Source organism: Pseudomonas coronafaciens pv. oryzae str. 1_6, assembly GCF_000156995.2.
Taxonomy (GTDB): Bacteria; Pseudomonadota; Gammaproteobacteria; order Pseudomonadales; family Pseudomonadaceae; genus Aquipseudomonas; species Aquipseudomonas tremae.
Genome location: NZ_CP046035.1, coordinates 3,135,258 through 3,155,030 on the forward strand (window position 1 = coordinate 3,135,258; position 19,773 = coordinate 3,155,030).

12 protein-coding genes, 1 tRNA gene and 1 pseudogene are annotated in these 19,773 nt (G+C 53.9%); 4 read left to right on the top strand and 10 right to left on the bottom strand.

Annotated elements, in window-relative coordinates; translation table 11 throughout:
* Nucleotides 1-238: 238 nt before the first annotated feature.
* Together POR16_RS14120 and solA are read left to right on the top strand one after the other, a co-directional pair.
* Complete coding sequence (locus tag POR16_RS14120) at nucleotides 239-1,822, top strand: aldehyde dehydrogenase (NADP(+)) (RefSeq protein ID WP_024669450.1); 1,584 nt, start codon at nucleotides 239-241, stop codon at nucleotides 1,820-1,822.
* Nucleotides 1,823-2,269: 447 nt separating this feature from the next.
* A complete protein-coding gene (gene solA, locus POR16_RS14125; protein WP_005893894.1) occupies nucleotides 2,270-3,445 on the top strand; it encodes an N-methyl-L-tryptophan oxidase in 1,176 nt (391 codons plus the stop codon).
* A 9-nt stretch (nucleotides 3,446-3,454) separates the two neighbouring features.
* On the opposite strand, the gene POR16_RS14130 is transcribed toward solA, so the two are convergent.
* The 6 genes from POR16_RS14130 to POR16_RS14155 form a co-directional block, all read right to left on the bottom strand.
* Nucleotides 3,455-4,804: a TolC family outer membrane protein gene (locus POR16_RS14130; protein WP_005893893.1), complete on the bottom strand. Its 1,350-nt coding sequence runs from the start codon at nucleotides 4,802-4,804 to the stop codon at nucleotides 3,455-3,457.
* A gap of 1 nt (nucleotide 4,805) precedes the next feature.
* Nucleotides 4,806-6,143, bottom strand: coding sequence for an HlyD family type I secretion periplasmic adaptor subunit (locus POR16_RS14135; protein ID WP_024669453.1), 1,338 nt, complete (start codon nucleotides 6,141-6,143; stop codon nucleotides 4,806-4,808).
* Nucleotides 6,140-7,924, bottom strand: coding sequence for a type I secretion system permease/ATPase (locus tag POR16_RS14140; protein WP_024669454.1), 1,785 nt, complete (start codon nucleotides 7,922-7,924; stop codon nucleotides 6,140-6,142). Before POR16_RS14140 ends, POR16_RS14135 begins: the two co-directional genes overlap by 4 nt.
* An 81-nt stretch (nucleotides 7,925-8,005) precedes the next feature.
* Entirely contained in the window at nucleotides 8,006-8,389 is a 384-nt protein-coding gene (locus tag POR16_RS14145; RefSeq protein WP_005893888.1) for a protease inhibitor Inh/omp19 family protein, read from the bottom strand.
* A 59-nt stretch (nucleotides 8,390-8,448) separates the two neighbouring features.
* On the bottom strand, nucleotides 8,449-9,879 hold the full coding sequence (locus tag POR16_RS14150; RefSeq protein ID WP_005893887.1) for a serralysin family metalloprotease: 1,431 nt from the start codon (nucleotides 9,877-9,879) through the stop codon (nucleotides 8,449-8,451).
* Between the two features lie 472 nt (nucleotides 9,880-10,351).
* The gene (locus tag POR16_RS14155) at nucleotides 10,352-11,023 is read right to left on the bottom strand and encodes a Bax inhibitor-1/YccA family protein (protein WP_005893886.1); all 672 of its coding nucleotides are present in this window, start codon (nucleotides 11,021-11,023) and stop codon (nucleotides 10,352-10,354) included.
* A 249-nt stretch (nucleotides 11,024-11,272) separates the two neighbouring features.
* Here POR16_RS14155 and POR16_RS14160 point away from each other — a divergent pair.
* A tRNA-Ser gene (locus POR16_RS14160) sits at nucleotides 11,273-11,362 on the top strand.
* A gap of 953 nt (nucleotides 11,363-12,315) precedes the next feature.
* On the opposite strand, the gene POR16_RS14165 is transcribed toward POR16_RS14160, so the two are convergent.
* From POR16_RS14165 to POR16_RS14180, 4 genes and pseudogenes are all read right to left on the bottom strand, one after another.
* The gene (locus tag POR16_RS14165; protein ID WP_005893884.1) at nucleotides 12,316-13,026 is read right to left on the bottom strand and encodes a hypothetical protein; all 711 of its coding nucleotides are present in this window, start codon (nucleotides 13,024-13,026) and stop codon (nucleotides 12,316-12,318) included.
* Nucleotides 13,027-13,028: 2 nt separating this feature from the next.
* Complete coding sequence (locus POR16_RS14170; RefSeq protein ID WP_005893883.1) at nucleotides 13,029-16,427, bottom strand: hypothetical protein; 3,399 nt, start codon at nucleotides 16,425-16,427, stop codon at nucleotides 13,029-13,031.
* Nucleotides 16,424-17,872 (bottom strand): tyrosine-type recombinase/integrase, encoded by a 1,449-nt coding sequence (locus tag POR16_RS14175; protein WP_234887644.1) that lies wholly within the window; start codon nucleotides 17,870-17,872, stop codon nucleotides 16,424-16,426. Before POR16_RS14175 ends, POR16_RS14170 begins: the two co-directional genes overlap by 4 nt.
* 253 nt (nucleotides 17,873-18,125) lie before the next feature.
* A pseudogene (locus POR16_RS14180) lies at nucleotides 18,126-18,564 on the bottom strand (DDE-type integrase/transposase/recombinase); the annotation flags it as partial.
* 30 nt (nucleotides 18,565-18,594) lie between these two features.
* Between POR16_RS14180 and POR16_RS14185 the strand changes: the two are divergent.
* Nucleotides 18,595-19,563, top strand: coding sequence for an endonuclease (locus tag POR16_RS14185; protein ID WP_042932687.1), 969 nt, complete (start codon nucleotides 18,595-18,597; stop codon nucleotides 19,561-19,563).
* Nucleotides 19,564-19,773 lie beyond the last annotated feature (210 nt).

Below are 19,773 nucleotides of genomic sequence, written 5' to 3' on the forward strand. Positions count from 1 at the left end.
TGACCGTGTTGATACGCGGTAACGGCAGGCGCATTGCCGGCGGCAGAATCGCCCGGCAGTTGCATAGGCATCGAATCAGGTTGTACGATGACTGCCCACTAATTCATGGAACATGATTGCGGCCTGCTTCACAGATGCCGCAACACCGTCACCCGCAAAGCAACTCGGCAACCCATAAGGAGCGCACGGTCCGGAGCCTTCGGTACCCGCCTCCAATATCAAACAACAGGAGATACCGATGCCTAACATTCTCGGCCAGAACTTCATCGCAGGCGGCCGCAGTGCCCTCGGCCAAAGCCTGCAAAAGAGCCTGGATGCAACCACTGGTGAAGAGTTGCCCTACAGCTTCCACCAGGCCACCGACGGCGAAATCGATGCTGCTGCCCTTGCTGCCAAAGCAGCTTTTCCTGAGTTTCGTCAGCTGAGCCCGGCCCGCCGCGCCGAGTTCCTCGACGCCATTGCCGATGAACTTGACCAGTTGGGCGACGATTTCGTCGCCATTGTCTGCCAGGAAACCGCGCTGCCACAGGCTCGAATTCAAGGTGAGCGCGGTCGCACCAGCGGCCAGATGCGCTTGTTCGCCAAAGTGCTGCGCCGTGGTGATTTTGTCGGTGCTCGCATCGATCTCGCCCTGCCGGACCGTAAACCGCTGCCGCGCGTGGACCTTCGCCAATACCGCATCGGCGTAGGCCCGGTTGCCGTGTTTGGCGCCAGCAACTTTCCGCTGGCCTTCTCTACTGCTGGCGGTGATACCGCTGCCGCACTGGCCGCCGGTTGCCCGGTCGTCTTCAAAGCTCACAGCGGCCACATGGCGACTGCAGATCTGGTAGCCAGTGCCATCATCCGTGCCGCAGAGCGCACCAAGATGCCGAAAGGTGTGTTCAACATGATCTTCGGCAATGGCGTCGGCGAAGGTCTGGTCAAGCACCCGGCCATTCAGGCGGTCGGCTTTACCGGCTCGCTGAATGGCGGCAATGCCCTGTGCAAAATGGCCGCCGAGCGTCCGCAACCTATTCCGGTGTTCGCCGAGATGTCCAGCATCAACCCTGTCGTCATTCTGCCCGGCGCCCTTCAGGCCCGTTCAGAAACCGTGGCCAAGGAGCTTGCAGGTTCTGTCGTGATGGGTGCCGGTCAATTCTGCACCAACCCGGGCGTCGTCATCGGTCTGCGCTCTCCTGCGTTCACGACTTTTGTGGAACAGCTCACTGAACAGATGGGCAGTCAGGCACCTCAGACCATGCTCAACGCAGGCGGTCTGCGTAGCTACAGCAAGGGCGTCGAGCATCTGTTGTCGCACGCCGGCGTGACCCACCTGGCCGGCAAGCCGCAGGAAGGCAAGCAGGCTCAGGCACAGCTGTTCAAGGCGGACGTCAGCCTGCTACTCAATGGCGATCAGTTGTTGCAGGAAGAAGTCTTCGGCCCGACCACGCTGATCATCGAAGTTGCTGACGATGCACAGCTTAAAGATGCCTTGCAGGCCTTGCGCGGACAGCTGACTGCTACCGTGATCGGTGAACCGGCTGACCTCAGCCAATACAACTGGCTGCAGCCTATTCTGGAAGAAAAAGTCGGTCGCATCCTGTTCAACGGTTACCCGACCGGTGTGGAAGTATGCGAAGCGATGGTCCACGGTGGTCCTTACCCGGCAACCTCGGATGCACGTGGTACCTCGGTAGGTACTCTGGCCATCGATCGCTTCCTGCGCCCGGTCTGCTACCAGAACCTCGCCGACAGCCAGTTGCCACCTGCTCTGCAGAACGCCAACCCGCTGGGCTTGCGTCGCCTGGTCAACGGTGAGTGGAGTGATCAGCCTGTCGTGTAATGGCTGAGTTGTAACGTCTGAGACGAAAAGCGGCGCCACCTGGACAAAGTGGCGCCGTTTTTTTATGAAAAAATGATCGCTCATCCAGCCAAAATATTTCGTTTTTGTGCGTTCAGTCGCCGCTGGCACGCCTGTTTTTCAACCTGTCTGCGGCACCATACAGGTGCGTTTCACAGGCTGTTCATAAAATAACCACACGACTGTAAGCCACGTGCAACAAGGGTTTCAAAAAGTTACCCACAGACATACCCACGATTTCCGTGGACAACTTTTCATCGATTCCGGAACTTAAAAACCTTGGGCAGTGCAAGCGTAAATTTTTTGGCGATTGTCGAAATCTGCACAGCGCACTGCGACTGCGCTTTGACATATGCTTTAGCATTATTGACTGTTGATTCAAAACACCCATCCCCCTGAAATGCTTGCTTTTTTCGAGGTAGACGAAAGATGGAACAGCGCTGCAAGGTAGCCGTGCTTGGCTTGGGTGCCATGGGGGCAGCCACTGTCTACCAACTCGCCAAAGCCGGCATTGACGTGATCGGTGTCGATCGCTACGAGCCACCCCACACCTTGGGGTCCAGCCACGGCGATACGCGCATTACCCGCCTCTCGGCGGGCGAAGGTGAGCAATACCTGCCGCTGGTGCGCCGCTCCCAAACAATCTGGCGCGAACTCGAAGCCATGACCGGCGAATCACTGTTCGAGCAATGCGGCGTGTTGGTAATGACATCCAGCCCGACTTACGACCCTGACGACAGCGAAGACTTCACCCACAAGACCATCGCCTTGGCCCAGGCCAATGGTATAGAGCATGAAGTGCTGACAGCGGTCGACATTCGCGAGCGCTTCCCGCAGTTCTCGCCGGTCCTGGACACGGCCGTTGGCTACTTCGAACCGGGTGGCGGGTTCGTTCGGCCAGAGCGATGCATCGCCGTGCAGCTCAGGCTGGCCAGGCAACTCGGGGCGCGATTGCGGATGAACGAGACAGTCACGACGTTACAAAACCACGGCGATCAGGTGCGGATCAGCACAGACAAGGGCTTGATCATCGCCGACAAAGTGGTGGTCAGCGCAGGCATGTGGTCGGCGGACTTGCTGGGCGCGCCTTTCAGCGACCTGCTGAGGGTCTGTCGACAGACTCTGTTCTGGTTCGACTTACAGAAAGACGCCGTTTTTGCTCCGGCCTCGCCCAGCTTCATCATGATTCACGGGCCGGGTGACGCAGACGTGAACTATGGTTTTCCGCCCCTGCCCGGCGAGCACAGCATGAAGATCGCCACCGAGCAGTACATGCATGCCTCAGCCGCAAGCGAGCTGGATCGGACCCTTACAGCGCAGGAGGTGCAGGACATGTTTCAGACGCAGGTTCAGGGAAAGGTAGCCGGTCTTGCACCAACGGTAGCCAAGTCGGCAGTCTGCGCCTACACCGTCACACCCGACTATCACTTCATTATTGACGAGCATCCGCGCCTGAAAAACGTGACGGTGGTCTCAGCCTGCTCCGGGCATGGCTTCAAGCACTCGGCAGCGCTCGGCTTGGCGCTGGCGCAACGCTGTATTGACGGCGAGAGCGAAGCAGACCTTTCGGCTTTCTCGCTGCGACGCTTCACCAGGCAGGCTTGAGCAAGGAGCTCAGCGCGTCATCACGAACGCCTCGTCAATGCGCGCCAAGTCAGTGTCGCGCAACGTGCCCGCGTAGTAATGCAATTTGATCCAGGCCATCAAATAGTCGTAACGGGCTTTCGCCAGATCGCGACGAGTGCTGTAGAGCTGCTGTTCGGCGTTGAGCGCGTCCAGGCTGATGCGTTCGCCACCAAGAATGCTTTGCCGAGTCGATTCGACCAATGCCTGAGCCGAGACCAGTGCTTTCTGGTAAGCGCGCAACTTGCTCACTCCCGACGCACAGGCATTGAACTGCCGCCGCAGCTCGATCAGGGTTTCTCGCGTCTTGCCGTCCAGCTCGTATTCAGCCTGCTCGCGCTTGCTGTTGGCCTGGCGTACAGAGGCACTGGTGCCGCCCCCGGCGTACAGCGGCAGGCTCAGCTCGATACCGACAGTGTTGGTGTCGTAGCGCTGATTATAAGTGTTGCCGCTGTCGGACTCGTTCTGGCGAATACTCGCGTAGGCATTCACCGTTGGCAGGTGACCGGCGCGGTTGCGCTCGACCTCGTAGCGCGCCACTTCCAGCGACTGACGCTGCGATGCCAGAATCGGGCTGTTGGCCATCGCCAATGCATGCCACTCGGTAAAGCTGGAGGGTGCCAGCACCAAGGCCTGGAAGTTGTCCCTCAGCGGCTCCAGCTGATCAATATCAATACCCGGTTCCCCCAGCAATGCAGCGAGCTCACGCAAGGCTGCGTCCTGCTCATCACTGGCTTCGATCTGTTCGGCAATCGCCAGCTCGTTGCGCGACTCCGCTTCGAGGATGTCGGTGCGGGTGCCCTCGCCTTGCTGAAACATCTGCTTGTTCTGCGCAAACTGTCGCTCGAACGCTTGCTGCTTGGCGCGTGCGATGTTGATCTGGTCCTGAGCGAACAACGCATCGGTGTAGAGCGTCAGCACCCGCACCAGTAACTCCTGGCTCTTGCTGCGAAAGGTTTCGTCGGCGAACAACGCCTGAGCCAGGCCTTTGCGGTAATTGGCATAAGCTGCGTAGTCGATCAGCGGTTGCTGGATCATCAGGCTTGAACCAAAACTGTTGTAATGACGATGGTCGGTGGTGTCGTCGCGGGCGCCTTTGACTGTGGCCTTTGAATCGTTGCGCCCTTTGTTGTAGCTGTACGACACACGAGGCAACAATCCTGCTCGACCGATCACCCGGTTTTCCAGGCCAGCGTCACGTTCCTTGAGGGCACCGAGGTAAGTCGGGTCGTTGCGAAGCGCCAGCTCGTAGACCTGAAAAGGCCCGATCGCATGAGCCATCGGTGCAACGCCTATCAGAACAGCGGTCAGCAAAGCGGCTTTCAGAGGATAACCAAACATCCTATTCCTCCGTCAACGCGGAACCGGCGCGGTCCAGCAGCGGCTTGAACAAATAATTGAGCAACGAGCGCTCGCCTGTGCGCACAAACATTTCAGCGGGCATTCCCGGTTTGATCACCAGGCCATTGAGTTTTTCCAGGGCGGCATCGCCCACAGAGGTGCGCAGCACGTAATACGGTTGCCCGGTTTTTTCATCCTGCATCTGATCGGCGGAAACCAGGCTCACTTCGCCTGACACCCTAGGTGTACGGCTCTGATTGAACGCGGTGAACAGGATATCGACCGGCAAATGGCTGGCGACCTTGTCGATCAACTGTACCGGCAGACGTCCTTCGACCTCCAGCCGCGTGCCTTGCGGGACGATTTCCAGCAGGGTCTCGCCTGCACGCACCACCGCGCCTTCAGTGTGTACCCCGAGGTTGACGGCAATACCGTCGGCAGGCGCAAGAATGGCGCTGTGCTGCAGACTGAAACCGGCCGAGGCCAGTTGCTGCTCGAGGGTCAGCGCCTTGACCTGAGCGTCGGCCCATTGGCTGCGCACTTCTTTCTGATACTCCTCGCGCTGTTGCTGTATACGCAACCGCGACTCGACGATGCTCTGCTCTATCCGTCCGGTATCGCCTGCGTTCTGCGCCAGGCTCTGCTGCACCTGAGACAACTGGCGCTGGAACTCCAGAAGGCGGTTGCCCGGAATGAAACCATTTTGTGCGAGGGGCTCCAGATTGCTCAACTGCTGTCGCAACGAGTCGGCCTGAGCCAGCAGGTCCGAGCGCGCGCGGCGCATGCCTGCGAGCTGCAGGCCGGCACCTTCGATGCTGGCCTGCAAACCGGCCTGCTCGCGAGCCAGAGCCTGCCGACGGCTACTGAACAATTGCCGCTGACCTTCGAGTACCAGAGCCAGACGAGGGTCGGGGTCTTTGCCCTGCCCGGCTGCGATGAGTTCGGCGGGAAAGTCTATCTGCTCCAGATTGTCACGCTCGCTCTGCCAGCGGGCCAGGCTGGCCCACGCCATTCGGTACTGCGCACGCAGCGATTGCACGTCAGCCTCGACCTGAGTCTGATCAAGTCGAAACAGCGGCTCGCCCTCTTTCACCGTCTGGCCCTCGCTGACCAGAATTTTGCTCACCACGCCGCCATCCAGCGACTGCACAGCCTTGCGCTTACCCGACACGACAACCGTGCCCTGCACGGCAATGCCCTGGTCCAATGGCGCGAGACTGGCCCAAAGAAAGAAACTGCCCGCTCCGGCCAGCATGAGAATCCAGCCCGCGCGAACAAAAAACTGCACGCCGCGTTCCTTGCCAGGCACCGCGTAATGATTGTCGAGAGGGCTGCTCATACGTCGGACTGCCTGTTCTGGGTGCCGTACTGACGGCTCATGGCAAGCCCGGCAGGTGCCGAGCGAGGTTGCGGTTGTACTGCCTGGCTGGGTGTCGCCTGCCCCGACAAGGCCTGCAACACCTGAGCCGTAGGGCCGAAGGCCTGCATGCGGCCTTCGCTCAGCACCAGCAACCGATCTGTCTGGTTAAGAGAGAGCGTGCGGTGGGTGACCAGAACAACTGTACAACCGCGCGCCTTGAGCTCACCAATAGCCTGGGTCAGGGCCGCTTCGCCTGCAGCGTCCAGATTGGAGTTGGGCTCATCGAGCACCACCAGTCTGGGATCGCCGTACAACGCACGGGCCAGCGCAACGCGCTGCTTCTGTCCGCCGGACAAGCCGCCGCCATCATCGCCAAGCCGGGTGTCATAACCTTGCGGCAAGCGCAGAATCAACTCATGCACCCCCGCCAATTGCGCTGCAGCCACCACTGCACTGGCATCGCCTTCACGGAAACGCGCGATATTCTCTGCCACAGTGCCGCCGAACAGCTCGATATCCTGCGGCAGATAACCGATGAAGGGTCCAAGCGCCTCGCGATCCAGGCGATGCATATCGGCACCGTCCAGCCGCACAGTTCCGCCCAGCGCTGGCCAGACCCCGACCAATACGCGGGCAAGCGTTGACTTGCCGGACCCGGAAGCACCGAGCACGCCGAGCACTTCACCGGCCTGCAACTGGAAGCTCACCTGTTGAACCGTGGCCGAGGTATGGCCCGGAGGCGCAGCGCTGACCTGCTCCGCACTGATCTGACCGCGCGGCGTCGGCAACGCCATGCGCGGGACAGGCTCGGCATAGGTCTTGAGCAACTGGTCAAGACGTCCGTAGGCCAGACGCGCGGAACTCCACTGTTTCCAGACGGCAATAAGCTGATCGATCGGGCTGAGCACACGACCCATCAGTATCGAGCCAGCAATCATCATGCCCGCTGTCATCTCACCCTGAATCACCAGCAATGCACCCAGTCCCAGCACCAGCGATTGCAGACAAAGGCGCAGCGCCTTGCTGATCGAGCTGATCACCGCGCCTGTGTCGCTGGCGCGGTTCTGCAAGGCCAGAAAACGGCCGTGAACGTTGAACCAGCGACGTCGCAACGCTTCCAGCATACCCATGGCCTGAATGGCCTCGGCCTGTTGCAGATGGCGGGTTGCCAACTGCGCAGATTGCTGCGAGTAACCGCTGGCCTCGGCCAGAGGCTTGCGGGTCAGCCACTCGTTAAGACAGGCCAGCCCCACTAACAGCACGGTGCCGACACAGGCCAGCACACCCAGCCAAGGGTCAAAAAGGAAAATGACCGCCAGATAAATTGGAAACCAGGGAGCGTCGAAGAACGCGAACAGCGCAGGACCAGTGAGAAACTGCCGAATGAAAGTCAGGTCGCCCAGCGCCTGCCCTGCCTGCCGTTGTCCGGCATGCAGGTTGCTCTCGAACGCGGCCTGATAGACGCGCAGGTTGAAACGCCGTTCCAGCTCGCTGCCAATGCGGATCACCACAAAGCTGCGAATCATTTCCAGCAGCCCTATGAATGCGAAGAAACCGACCACCATCAGGGTCAGCATGGCCAGCGTGGTCTGGTTCTGTGACGTCAATACGCGGTCATAGACTTGCAACATGTAAATCGACGGGGCGAGCATCAACACGTTGATCAGCGCGGTGAAACAACCGACAGCGATCAACGCGCTTTTGTAATCGGCCAGCGCTTTATAAAGCGGCGGTCGGGCGCTTTGGGGCAACGCACTCATGATGGTTCCTTGATGGTCTTGCTTGCGGCGGGGTGGCATCCCTGGATTTTGTCAAACAACTCGCGTCCGTTCATGAAACGCTTAATCGGCGAGCCGTCCAAGGATCAGCACTTCGCCGTCGGGCAGACGCGCTTGGTAGATCTGCTCCCCCATGTTATTGAGGTGGATCAGGCGATTGCCTTCCTTGTCGGTAAAAGCCAGACCATCCGGGGTCGGAAACCAGCCCGCAGGTGTGCCATTCAACCACTTTGCAGCGCAGGCAAGCTCACCGCCCAGTTGCGGTATTTCGGTATTCAGTTGCAGCTCACAGCGATCACCCGCCTTTCCCTCAAGAGAAAGTCGCCACTTGCCGCTGAGTTCGGCAGGATCGGGCAGTTTCAAACTCATGGCCATGCTTGCTCCAGAAATCCCCACCAGCAACGCAAAAGCGAGTGGCACGATTCGAACAAAGTGATTGATCTTCATGATGGGGGTGCATTCCAGATCATGGGCAACTGCATACAGTCGCCCATGATTGTTACAGATTAAACCACGATATCAGTGGCAAACGCTTGACCAACAGTCCCTACGAGGAAATCGCCCAAGCCCTGCCCCGTGAAGTCGATGGCCAGGCTACCCAGGTTACTGCTCTGGTTGTAGTTCAGGATCGCTTCGCCGGCATGACCGCTGAATGCGTTGACGAACTGCAGCGCGCTCAGTGTGGAAATGGCCGAAACGTCGATTTTGTCCTGACCGCTGACAAAGTCACGAATCGTATCCTGAGCAGCCCGATTGGAATCGGAGCTTGCACCGAACACAAACACGTCGGCACCTGCGCCACCTGTCAGGCTGTCCGCGCCGGCACCACCGTAGATGATGTCATTGCCGGCGCCGCCTTTCAGATCGTTTGCGGCCGCATTGCCGATCAACAGGTCATTGCCCGAACCACCCACGGCGTTTTCGACCACAACGCCTTTCGCAATGGAGACGTTACCCACCATGCCGCCAACGTCCGAGAACGAGGCTGCATTGAGGTTGATCTTCTGGTTCTGGGTGAACCCCGAGAAGTCGAGGGTATCCTTGCCCCCGCCGTCCCATACCGAGAACACCACTTTGGAAGCTGCCGATGTGGCGCTGTAAAAATCACGCCCGGCAGTGGAGTTGAAACCATAAACCGTATCACCGGCACGGGTGCTCATGTTTGCCCCATAGAGCTGCTGTACAGCAGCAATATCGTCCAGCTGCGGCCCCGATGAGTAAGCCGGAGCGCCACCCTTGACGAAGTTCTGGTCGGTATTGGACTCACTCCAGTAACTCATGACGCTATAGCCAAGCGTATCTTCTGCGTAGCTTGCATCCTTGTAGGCTGGGTTGCCTTCGCCAGCGTTGTAGTCGCCAGGGTGAGACAGGCCCAGCGTATGGCCGATTTCGTGGGTCAGTGTATGACGACCATAGTTGCCATTGTCCGGGGTTGTATTGAGCTTGTAGCTGTTATCAACAAGGTACCAGGACTGACCGTCAGTGCGACTGTTGCCACTTGGCAGGTAAGCGAACGCTGCCCCGCCTGCGTTGCCGTCACTGTAGTTGCCAAACGTCATGTGTCCGTCGCCGCCGGAAGCAGCCTGGGTGAAGCTGACTTTGGCGACATCCGCCCACGATTGCATCGACAGCACTGCTTGGGCTTTCTGTTGCGCGTTGAACGCGCTGAAAGTCCCCAGAGAATTGTTGAACCCGGCGGGTTTGGCGGTCAGGAAGGTATAAGTGAGGTTGATGGTGCCGTTTCCGTCGCGATCCGCCCAGGCGGCATCGTCGCGAAGAAGATAATCAGCAGCCTGGTCGACCGAATACGAAGGCTTGCCATTGACCGTGAGGTTACCGCCACGGTCGTACTGGTGAGCAAACGTATTGATCTGGTCGAAGGAGGTACTGGTAGCGGCGGAGAGTTGAATTGCAGCATTTTCTTTGACTTTCGTCATGACACTTCCTTGTTTGCTGGTAGATCAGATTGGTAGACAGGACTCCATCTGTAGCGAGGAAATCCTGTCACTCGCCTTGTGATGCGTAACAAAACTGACACACCTTGAAAAAATGTGTCCACTCCTCCTGAGTGATGTCACTTGGCCTAAAAAAGGAAATGCCTACAAACCTTGGGGAATAGCACGGTATATTTTCCAGTGATGATGGAAAATCGATAAATGCCTGATAAAAAGGAAAGAATCTTGATAAAAATGACTGATCGGTCAAAAAAATTTTACGCTTGACCTTGAAAGGAAGTGACGAGCTTCATCCCCACCCTGCTCACGCGCGAACGCACTGAAAAGCAGCACAACCCGACGTCACCTGCACACCTTGTATTTTCAAATTCCGGAAACACAAAAGCCCCGACAAGTCGGGGCTTTTGTTTGCAGCGAAGCGGCCTGATAACTCAGGCCGCCTTGATCATGTGGATCAGTCGTCGCGGCTCATGATGCCGAAGATCTGCAACAGGCTGATGAACAGATTGTAGATCGACACATACAGGCTGACAGTCGCCATGATGTAGTTACGCTCGCCACCCTGAATGATCGCGCTGGTCTGAAACAGAATGCAGACCGACGAGAACAGAACAAAACCTGCGCTGATCGCCAGTTGCAGCCCGCTGATCTGGAAGAACATGCTGGCAACCACTGCACCCAGCAGCACGAAGAAGCCTGCCGTGATGAAACCGCCAAGGAAGCTCATGTCCTTGCGCGTGATCAACACATAGGCCGAAAGACCGCCGAAAACCAGTGCGGTCATCGCAAAAGCGGAACTGACGACTTCGGCGCCACCGGCCATGCCCAGATAACGATTGAGGATCGGGCCGAGCAGGAAGCCCATGAAACCGGTCAGCGCGAAGGTCGAAACCAGGCCCCATACCGAATCACGCAGCTTGTTGGTCAGGAAGAACAGACCGTAGAAGCCAATGAGTACCACGAAGATATTCGGGTAGCCGACGCGCATCTGCTGAGCGACAAACGCCATGACACCGCTGAAAGCGAGGGTCAGGGCGAGAAGACCGTAAGTGTTGCGCAGGACACGACTAACCTCGAGCTGGTCGGCCTGCACGCCGGTTTTAAGGCTGTAATCCTGTTCGCGCATGGCGAAACTCCTTCCTGTTGAAATGTTGAGTTGCAAAGATCATAACAGAGGCGCTGCAACTGGCTAGTCACAGAGTTTGACAGCTTGTTTCATTCCGGTATTATGGCGCCCGCAACGAAGTGGAGGTATGGCCGAGTGGTTTAAGGCAGCAGTCTTGAAAACTGCCGACTGTAACAGGTCCTAGAGTTCTTATCTAAGGCCGATTCTGGTTGCATACTGACACACACGTTGCGAGTGATCGTAAAAAATGGAAGGTTGGCTGAGTGGTTTAAAGCTCTGGTCTTGAAAACCAGCGTGTGAGAAATCGCACCCGGGGTTCGAATCCCCGGCCTTCCACCACGAATTTCAAGGCATATGCTTTGCAAATCAAGGGCTTAGAGAAATCTAAGCCCTTTTTTTATGCCTGCTTATCTTAAGCCGCTCAGCCTCAAAATCTAGTCTGGAGCACAGGTCGCAGGCATTGTTCAAAGTACGCAATTCGGCTGGTTGCTCAATATTGCATGCTGTTGCACGCCTCCAGGGCAAGGCGAGCCTACTGAAACCAGTTGCATCCTTCGCGCATCGCCTGTCAGCAAATCCTTGAAAGTCAACTGGATGGGTATGGACACAGTGCACTCCTTATAAAACGGCACCTCGCCAGCTGCTAGGGACGTGTATGGAGCTACCCATGATCCCTCTGGCCATCCCTGATGCTTCACTTAGGTTGCGCCATAAGCTGCCCATACGAGTCCTTTTGGCATGTGCTGCAACCTTTATCGGCTCGGGACTTGCTCAATTGTGTTCCACGTTCTGTACCTTAGCGCCTTCCCCACCGATCACTTAATTGAGGTTGTTCATCAAAGCCTCGAACGCTCGCTTGGCAACAAAAGTTTTTTCGTTTTCTTTAATCGACCGTTTTCACAGTCGCCATGCCGGCGTTCTTGTGAAGCTCGGCGCTACGGTCTTCATACGCGTTTCTCGAAGCGTCTCCCTTAGGACGGCGACGAACGAAAAGCTAAAGCCTTGGATGGGCTGTACGTAGTCTCGTCGGAGGTGAGCAGCAAACGGTCACTGAAGACCTGAGCTTCAGCAACCTCTTGGAGCAAATTATCGTGATCAATACAGTTTTCTGCAGCCATGCCGTCGCGAGCCGCTGACTCGCATGAACTGTTTTACCTCGATCAAGACTCTGGAGAAATACGACTTCAGATTCAGCGTGGGCGTGCCGAAGGCGCTGCTGTAACTGGCGGGAGTAGGGTTATTCGGCACAGCAGACGGGGGCTGCGCTGAACTTAATCGAAGAATTAACAGGGCTACAAGAGCATCACATTTAATTGCTTACGGAGGTCGGCCGGGAGCGACTCTTCTGCAAGACGCATTTGATCAAGCTCGGCTAAGGTAGCTACCTGCCCGCGAACACCAACGAGACCTGCTTCATTGCCATTGCTTGGCACTTCTAAATAGCGTACCGCTTTACCCATATTCAGTCGCAGCGCTCGGTACACCTTGAGCATGACGAATATCCGGTGATTTAGCTCATTGATAACCGCCCCGCCCTCTTCATACTCACCACTTAGCCCGCGCAAGCCTCCACCATCCTGGTCTGAGTCCATAGAAATGATCTTAGCTCTCAAAAGAGAAATCTGGGCAGCCAGCCCCGCGTTTTGAACTTTCAGCAAATCGAGATTCTCCTCAGCGGCCTGCTCAACCATGGTATTGGATCGAGACACATTAAAGACTTGCTCTATGATTTTTCGGTAGCTCTCATTCCGCAACAGCGTCACGTGACTGAAATTTCTGCACTTGCTGGTGTGGAATGGCGATGCGGGGCTCTGCGCCTCCGCCGCCCTCAACTGAGTAATGATCTTCGCTAAATCCTTACAATACTCAGTCAGGTTTGCGTACTTGGAAGCATCCACTGTGTGCGCTGCGTTGATGACAAGCCGCTCGGTCGCCTCCCCCCTCGCGGCAATGAAACGATCAAAGGTGGAAGCTTTTCGGCCATGCGTCTTTCGAGTCTTCATATTCACCCCAGCAGGCCCAACATAACTGGAGATGGAGCAGCGAGTGCCTTGTTCTGAATCTCCGCGTCAGCGCAAATTCTGTAGACATCAAACTCATCGATGGCTCCGCTACTCACCATGCTTCCGATCAGTGAGCCGAGATGATGTGATGCCGACCTTCCAGGCTGAGAGGTAATGCCTAGCTTCTCCCGAGCATCTGGGCCGTCCATCAATAGTTCATATCTCAATAAAGCCAGTTGGCTCTCAAGCTCCGGGCTGTTCAGATCAGGAAATGTCTGGGCATCAACAAGTCGCTTAAGCAATTGAGCCTCTTCAGGCAAGCCGAAGCGTGCATACTGCTGAACAACCTCGCCACGACGCTGAACTATCAAATCCTTCCCGTCGCCTTGCTGAGCGATCTCTACCAGCTGTAATTCAAGCGCCTCAAGGAGTAGTGCTTGCGATGCAAAATGATCATGCTCCTGCTCCAATCGCTCCAAGTCCGCACATGACCTATGCTCAGGCTTACGAATTAGCATTTCTTGGATCATCCTGAGAACACCCAGCATTAGTTCCTTGTATTTGTCTTTCTGTGCAGAAATCGCGGGCAAGTGTGCGGCTCCTCTGATTGCAAAAGGGCACCCCGCACAATAATTAGGCCCACCCACAATCGCAATCGCTTCCATGCTACAATTGTTACCGAACGGACAAATATGAGTACTATTGAAGGCTAACGCAGTCGCCTCTTCCAATCGAATCAAGTCAACACCGTTCCTAGCAAACTCTCCTTTATTATTTTTGGCCCTCTCCAGGCTAAATAGCCTATGCTTATCAATAGCGGAGATCGGATTACGCTCAATATCTTGTTGAAGCCTCATATTCATTTGGACTATAGTATTGGTCAATTCCGGCACTAAGCCATCAGCAATTTTTTGTTGATTATTCAACAAAATCCTAGAAAGCACCTGCTCGAAACTAAGATCAGGATCATCCTCATCATGCACCGCGTAATAGTATACGAGTTCCTCAGTTTGCCCGGTAAAGTACTGACCAACCAAGAATGGAGGTAAAAATTTAATAGCTTCACTCACGAACCCAGCACGCAAGCCGTGGGGAGTGATAGAGCTATGATAATATTTCGCTGGCTCCCGGCCTAAGCTGGAAGGATCATGATCACCAATATACTCGACTACCCCGTTCTTTTTAAGCCATATGATATCCTTCAGGGCATCATCGCCCAGCCCGATTTTGATGAAATACTGCAGACATAGCAAAAACGAATTGAACGCATCGTAATTATTCCAGCTATTGATTCCCTGAGAAAGCCTGAAGAGCGGTCTGAACTGACCAAAAGCTGAGTTCTTCTTGCCATCGTACCAAAGTTGTTCCTGATACTCCGAGCTTAAGTCTTTGTCATACCATGCAGCCTGCCTATGCAAGAGCTCTAAGACTCGTCGAGAGGTGATAGCACTCCAAGCAGAGTGAGCTTTATCTGTGCTCACATAGAGAGGAACCAAAGATCGACGACTGCTTTCATCAACATTGCAATCGTACTGATCCCTATCCAGCCAAATAAGGTGATTCTGCCTAATCCCAGTCTCGCACATTAGCTGAGCAATCCGTACATCATTCATTACGATACGCGGTTCCAAAGCCCGCTCGACTACACCTCCGATATTACGTTCAACACACATCTCGGTAGGACGATAAAACCTAGGAATATACTCGAACCGGACTGGCTTTTGATCATGATAAAATATTGGGCAGTAGCTGAGAGCTTCCAAGTCAATCGCAGCCATCTTCGGGCTGTTGAAACCCCAAATCCCCGCCCACTCTGGACGAGTAGTCAGCTCTGCTATCGTAGGCTGCACAAGTTTTCCGGCTAGAACCCCTCCCACGTCCCCTGCTGCCATGTCATTGAGATGCATAGCAAGAGCCTCTAGGGAGTAAAGCATACTCATGAACGTAGCAAAATACTGACGGGGAATAGGTTTTTTAACAGTACCGTATCGCTTTTTCACCCTTGGATAGCAAGCAGGAGTGATCGTATTCTTAACATTATCAGCGTTCGCGTATCGCGCTTGATTATCAACCACATGATCAAAGAAGTGATCAATGAACTTGATACGCATATATAGAGTATCAGCGCTCCAGGAATTAACTGTTGCATAAGCGTTCATAAATCCTATCAAGGTATCTGGCCTACGCTTCTTATAAACAACTAACCCATCTACAAGATGGCTGTCACCCGCCACAAATAACTCACATGAAAAATCGTTAAGCGAAGTTGGATACTCCCCAAGATGCCCGTCACGCCCCATAAAAAACTTATACAAATAAACAGACGAATATGCTAACAACAAAGCCTGAGGAACCCTTGCGTTTTTTTCTTGCTGGTACCGCTTTGAACGCACAAACCCCTCGTATGCACTATTCAAAAGCTTAGCAAAATTTTTGACCTTATCAGGTAGGTAAGCGTACCCCCCAGAAAAGTCAGCTTCGTTAGGATCGCTATGATCAGTAGCAATCCAGAAACCGGAACGAAGTTTTGTGATATCGGGAATAACTTTAGCTAAGCCCCAAACACCGTGATCACCTCCTTCAAGAAAATTTAAAGATTGGTCTGCGGAAATTTCGTATTGGGTTTTCTTAAGCTTTTTGTCTCTGCCAGGCTTCGCCAACTTTTTCGCATCGAGCGAGTTGCGCCTGACTTCTGAATAGACTCGAATTGCAGCCTGCTTTTGAATATCTGAATCAGAGAGAAAGTGAATCAGATCCTTAGGGTAATATCGGAGAATCCATTCATTCTCTTTTCCAACACAAGCACCCAAGATATTAATATCAGTTTCGGTCATATCTAATGGGTTGTAAATTGTCGTACATAACAGAAACCTAAGCCAGTGCGTTTGTCGAAGCCGTCTGTCCTCTTCAGACATCCCTCCATCGTAAACCAAGGAAGAGTTCAAGTTAACACTACGTACCCGAACCATCGCAGAGCAACCTGAAGCCGCAGCCATCTCATCTAAAATGTCATCTTGATGAGTTGCAGCGGTAAAATTCAGAGGAAGCAGAATCTTCTTTCTGATCCAGAGGTCGATAAAAACCAGCCTGAAAAATCCGGAGGCTTGATTTGCGGCAGTGCATGGAAAATGAGGAAGATCAGAAATACTGTTAATTTTTCGTCCTCGCTTAAAACTAACCTCAAGAATCTCGTGGATCGCCGTAGCACTCCAGCCTCTGAACGGTGAGACGCCCATCTTTTCAATACGACGAATGACCTTATATAGCGGAGACGTAGTTCCCCAACCTGAATACTTGCGGCGATAAATTTTGTTAAGGTTGTGTACTGAAATATCAAACTCTGCTCCAACCTGATGTTCAGGGACTAGCCAGACTGCTTTCGATTTCTCAAGATTAATCATGCGGTCTCCGCTGCAATTTCAGATTTCAGTCGTTTGATTTCATGCTCAAGATGAGCAATCTGTGCTTGACGGACAGTTTTTATGCCGCCACACAGTTTCGCCAAATTAATTGCGCAGAGCGTAGACTCCAACATCACGGCGTCCTGACGAGCATACTTCTTCGTCGTAGAAATTTTCACATGCCCCATAAACTGCTTGACCCTAGTTATATCTACCCCAAATTGACGACCATCGGGGTATGGATTAGGACAATGGTTGACTAAATAGTACCCATACATATGACGTAAACTGTGGAAACCGTAACTGCGACCCGTAACTTCAAACGCCGCTTTAGAAAAGCGCTCATAGAGTGTTTGATATGAATTACACATCGGATCACTTGAGCCCAACTTCCTAAATAGAAAAGGATGCCTGACAGGGATTGGTCTCCGCTGTTGCTTTACAAATTCGTCGGTTTTGTACTCAGCCAAAGCAATCCAAAACATACTTGCAAACGGCTCAATCATGAATGTCTTGGGGCTTGCTCTGCCTTTATGCGGCAGCTGATTAATTTCATGCTCACTCAAGAAGTGAATAAACTCATCTCTACGCGTGTCAGGGTCAATAATCAGTACATGATTTAACTCCGGACTCTTAATATTAATCTGGATATCCATCTCCAACATCGTTTGTGCTTCTGAGATCCGGCATCCCGTAGCAGCAATCAGACTCCAAAGCACTTTATCGCGCAAGGAAGTTGCCTGCTCGATCAGTTCCTTACACTTGTCGATCGGAAACGTCTTTTCGTCGCCACCGAACTCGTCTGTGTGAGCGAGCTCTGAGGGACGAGATACTGGCCTTAGCCCTTTACGCTTGATCTTTTTTGCGCCACCTGCCATACATCCAGCCAACCAACTATTAGCTTTAATTGCTTGACGAACTCTTTGCGGAGACTTCATCGAAACTTCCCGCTGAAGGGAGAAACCCGACATAGCCGTGGATTCAATATAGCCCCTTGCTTCAAGTTCCAAAAAGCCAATACGAAAATTTTCACTTGCATTAATAAACTTATTGACTGCAGCCAGATGAACCGCAACCGAACTTCCTCCGACGTTTCGTCCGCCGACTACCCGAGCAACTTTCCTTACAATTTCGACATCACTCAAAGTGCCAAACGTTAGGAAGCTCTCATAATTATCCAAAGCCTCAAGCAATTCTAAAGGAGTCAAGCTACCCAAGATATTAGTAAGAGCTTGTATGTAATTGAGAAAACATCTAAGCGCATAGCAATATGTTCTGACTGTTTTGTATTTCCGCTCCTTTGCCAGGCCGCGAACAAAATTGTCAAAAAAAGCAGCTAAAAGAAGATCCGAGCACAGCAGCCTAAACTGGCTACGGCCATCGCGCACGGTAGGAATTAGTTCCATCAGTGGAGCTACAGACCGGATAGATGACAAAGCTTTCATATTCACTTGGAAGCCTAAAATGCACTCAACGTCTATTTATCTTTCCATAAGCAGCATCCAGCGCGCAACTGTTTTCTTGCATGCTTAGTTAGTACACTTAGTAGACTAATGCGACCGACCAAAGCATACAAAGTATACTAATAGGCCTGCCATAAGACGGCGAGAAACCTAATAGTCGTCCGACAAAACCCAACAGTGGCGGGCTAAAACACTAAATTAAAAATTATCATCATGAGTCTAGCTCAAGGCTTCAGTATCGGATGCCCTGATCGCAGTGAAATAGCAGATCTTGAGGCTGGTCGCGCTGCTCATAGGCCATGCCCAGCGCCTTGATCACCAAGTCCGCATCCGGCGTGTTCGAAAGCGCCCAAACCGCAATCCGATGCGCATAAAGATCCATAACCTCTGCCAAGTAATGCCATTTCCCTTGCGCCCAGATATAGGTGATGTCGCACACCAGACCTGATTAGGCGTGGGTGCATCGAACTCTCGCTTCAAAATATTCGGACTGTCTGGCCGCTGCACGTTTGCTTGCTATGAGCCTGCGAGCCCGGTTGCTTGCTTATTAATCCCAGTTCTCGCATCAGGCCACGCACCATGAACTGGCCGATTTGCTCGCCATCTTCCTGCACCATCGACACGATACTGCAGCTACCGGCAGCGCTTCGACTTTGTCCGAACTGCTCGTATACTGCCCTGCTAAATTTGCCAATGCCCTTCTCATGAAAAGAATGCTACTTGCTGTCGCGTTATCCCTGACACCAATCCTCTCAGCTTTTGCTGCACCACCTGCCACCTTCACCGAAGCTAAAGTCGTCGCGAAGCAACAGGTCTATCTCGATCAAGCCAGCAGCTCAATGGGCGAGCTTTATTGCGGTTGCAAGTGGACATGGGTAGGAAAATCAGGGGGGCGAATCGACGCAAGTTCCTGTGGCCTTCAAGCCAGAAAACAAGCGAACCGAGCTGAGCGAACTGAGTGGGAACACATCGTCCCAGCCTGGACATTCGGGCATCAACGGCAATGCTGGCAGGAAGGCGGTCGTGAGCATTGCGTGAAGGATGACCCTGTGTTCCAAGCGATGGAGGCCGATCTTTTCAACCTCTACCCATCAGTGGGTGAAGTGAATGGCGATCGGAGCAATTTCAATTACGGAATGGCTTCAGGGGTCGCACCACAGTATGGGCAGTGCAAGACCAAGGTTGACTTCGATCAACGCGCCGCAGAGCCTCGCGATGAGGTCAAAGGTCTGGTGGCCAGGACGACCTTTTACATGTTTGATCGCTACAACCTGAACATGTCGCGTCAGCAGCAAAAGCTACTCATGGCGTGGGACAAACAATTCCCCGTCACTTCCTGGGAGCTAGAACGAAACAAGCGCATCGCGGCGATTATGGGTCACTCGAACCCGTTCGTAACCGGCCAACGTGCTTGGATAACAGGGTATAAGCCCGTTGGCGACGGTGTCGTGAGCACCCTGCCTCCGCGAATTACCACGTCCTCATCCGACGTGCCGCAAGCCGCCGGTTCAGCTTCGACCGGAACAATCGTTGGCAACAAAAACAGCCACATTTATCACCTGCCAGTAGGCTGTCCGAGTTACGACAACGTGTCTGCGAAGAATCAGGTTGCTTTTGGATCAGAGTCCGAGGCAGCGGCGGCGGGCTATCGGAAGGCAGGAAATTGCAAATGAGGTTCCGGCATTGATTTGAAAAGATGCAGCTCAATCACTCAGTTTTGTGAGGTGACGATCCGCTGCGCAGCGCGATTCCCAGTGCAGCTCATCGACCTAAAAATGGCCATCTTCATCAGCTACGAACCCGTCACTGGTAGCGCACGCTGAGCGCATGTTAAGCCAGGTACCTGGATGCCTGGTAGGACAGCGTCTTTCCGGAATGTGTAC

Bases quoted from the DNA above. Each gene is read 5' to 3' on its own strand.
- POR16_RS14120 (WP_024669450.1), top strand. From the start codon at position 239: ATGCCTAACATTCTCGGCCAGAACTTCATCGCAGGCGGCCGCAGTGCC.
- solA (WP_005893894.1), top strand. From the start codon at position 2,270: ATGGAACAGCGCTGCAAGGTAGCCGTGCTTGGCTTGGGTGCCATGGGG.
- POR16_RS14130 (WP_005893893.1), bottom strand. From the start codon at position 4,804: ATGTTTGGTTATCCTCTGAAAGCCGCTTTGCTGACCGCTGTTCTGATA.
- POR16_RS14135 (WP_024669453.1), bottom strand. From the start codon at position 6,143: ATGAGCAGCCCTCTCGACAATCATTACGCGGTGCCTGGCAAGGAACGC.
- POR16_RS14140 (WP_024669454.1), bottom strand. From the start codon at position 7,924: ATGAGTGCGTTGCCCCAAAGCGCCCGACCGCCGCTTTATAAAGCGCTG.
- POR16_RS14145 (WP_005893888.1), bottom strand. From the start codon at position 8,389: ATGAAGATCAATCACTTTGTTCGAATCGTGCCACTCGCTTTTGCGTTG.
- POR16_RS14150 (WP_005893887.1), bottom strand. From the start codon at position 9,879: ATGACGAAAGTCAAAGAAAATGCTGCAATTCAACTCTCCGCCGCTACC.
- POR16_RS14155 (WP_005893886.1), bottom strand. From the start codon at position 11,023: ATGCGCGAACAGGATTACAGCCTTAAAACCGGCGTGCAGGCCGACCAG.
- POR16_RS14165 (WP_005893884.1), bottom strand. From the start codon at position 13,026: ATGAAGACTCGAAAGACGCATGGCCGAAAAGCTTCCACCTTTGATCGT.
- POR16_RS14170 (WP_005893883.1), bottom strand. From the start codon at position 16,427: ATGATTAATCTTGAGAAATCGAAAGCAGTCTGGCTAGTCCCTGAACAT.
- POR16_RS14175 (WP_234887644.1), bottom strand. From the start codon at position 17,872: ATGAAAGCTTTGTCATCTATCCGGTCTGTAGCTCCACTGATGGAACTA.
- POR16_RS14185 (WP_042932687.1), top strand. From the start codon at position 18,595: ATGAAAAGAATGCTACTTGCTGTCGCGTTATCCCTGACACCAATCCTC.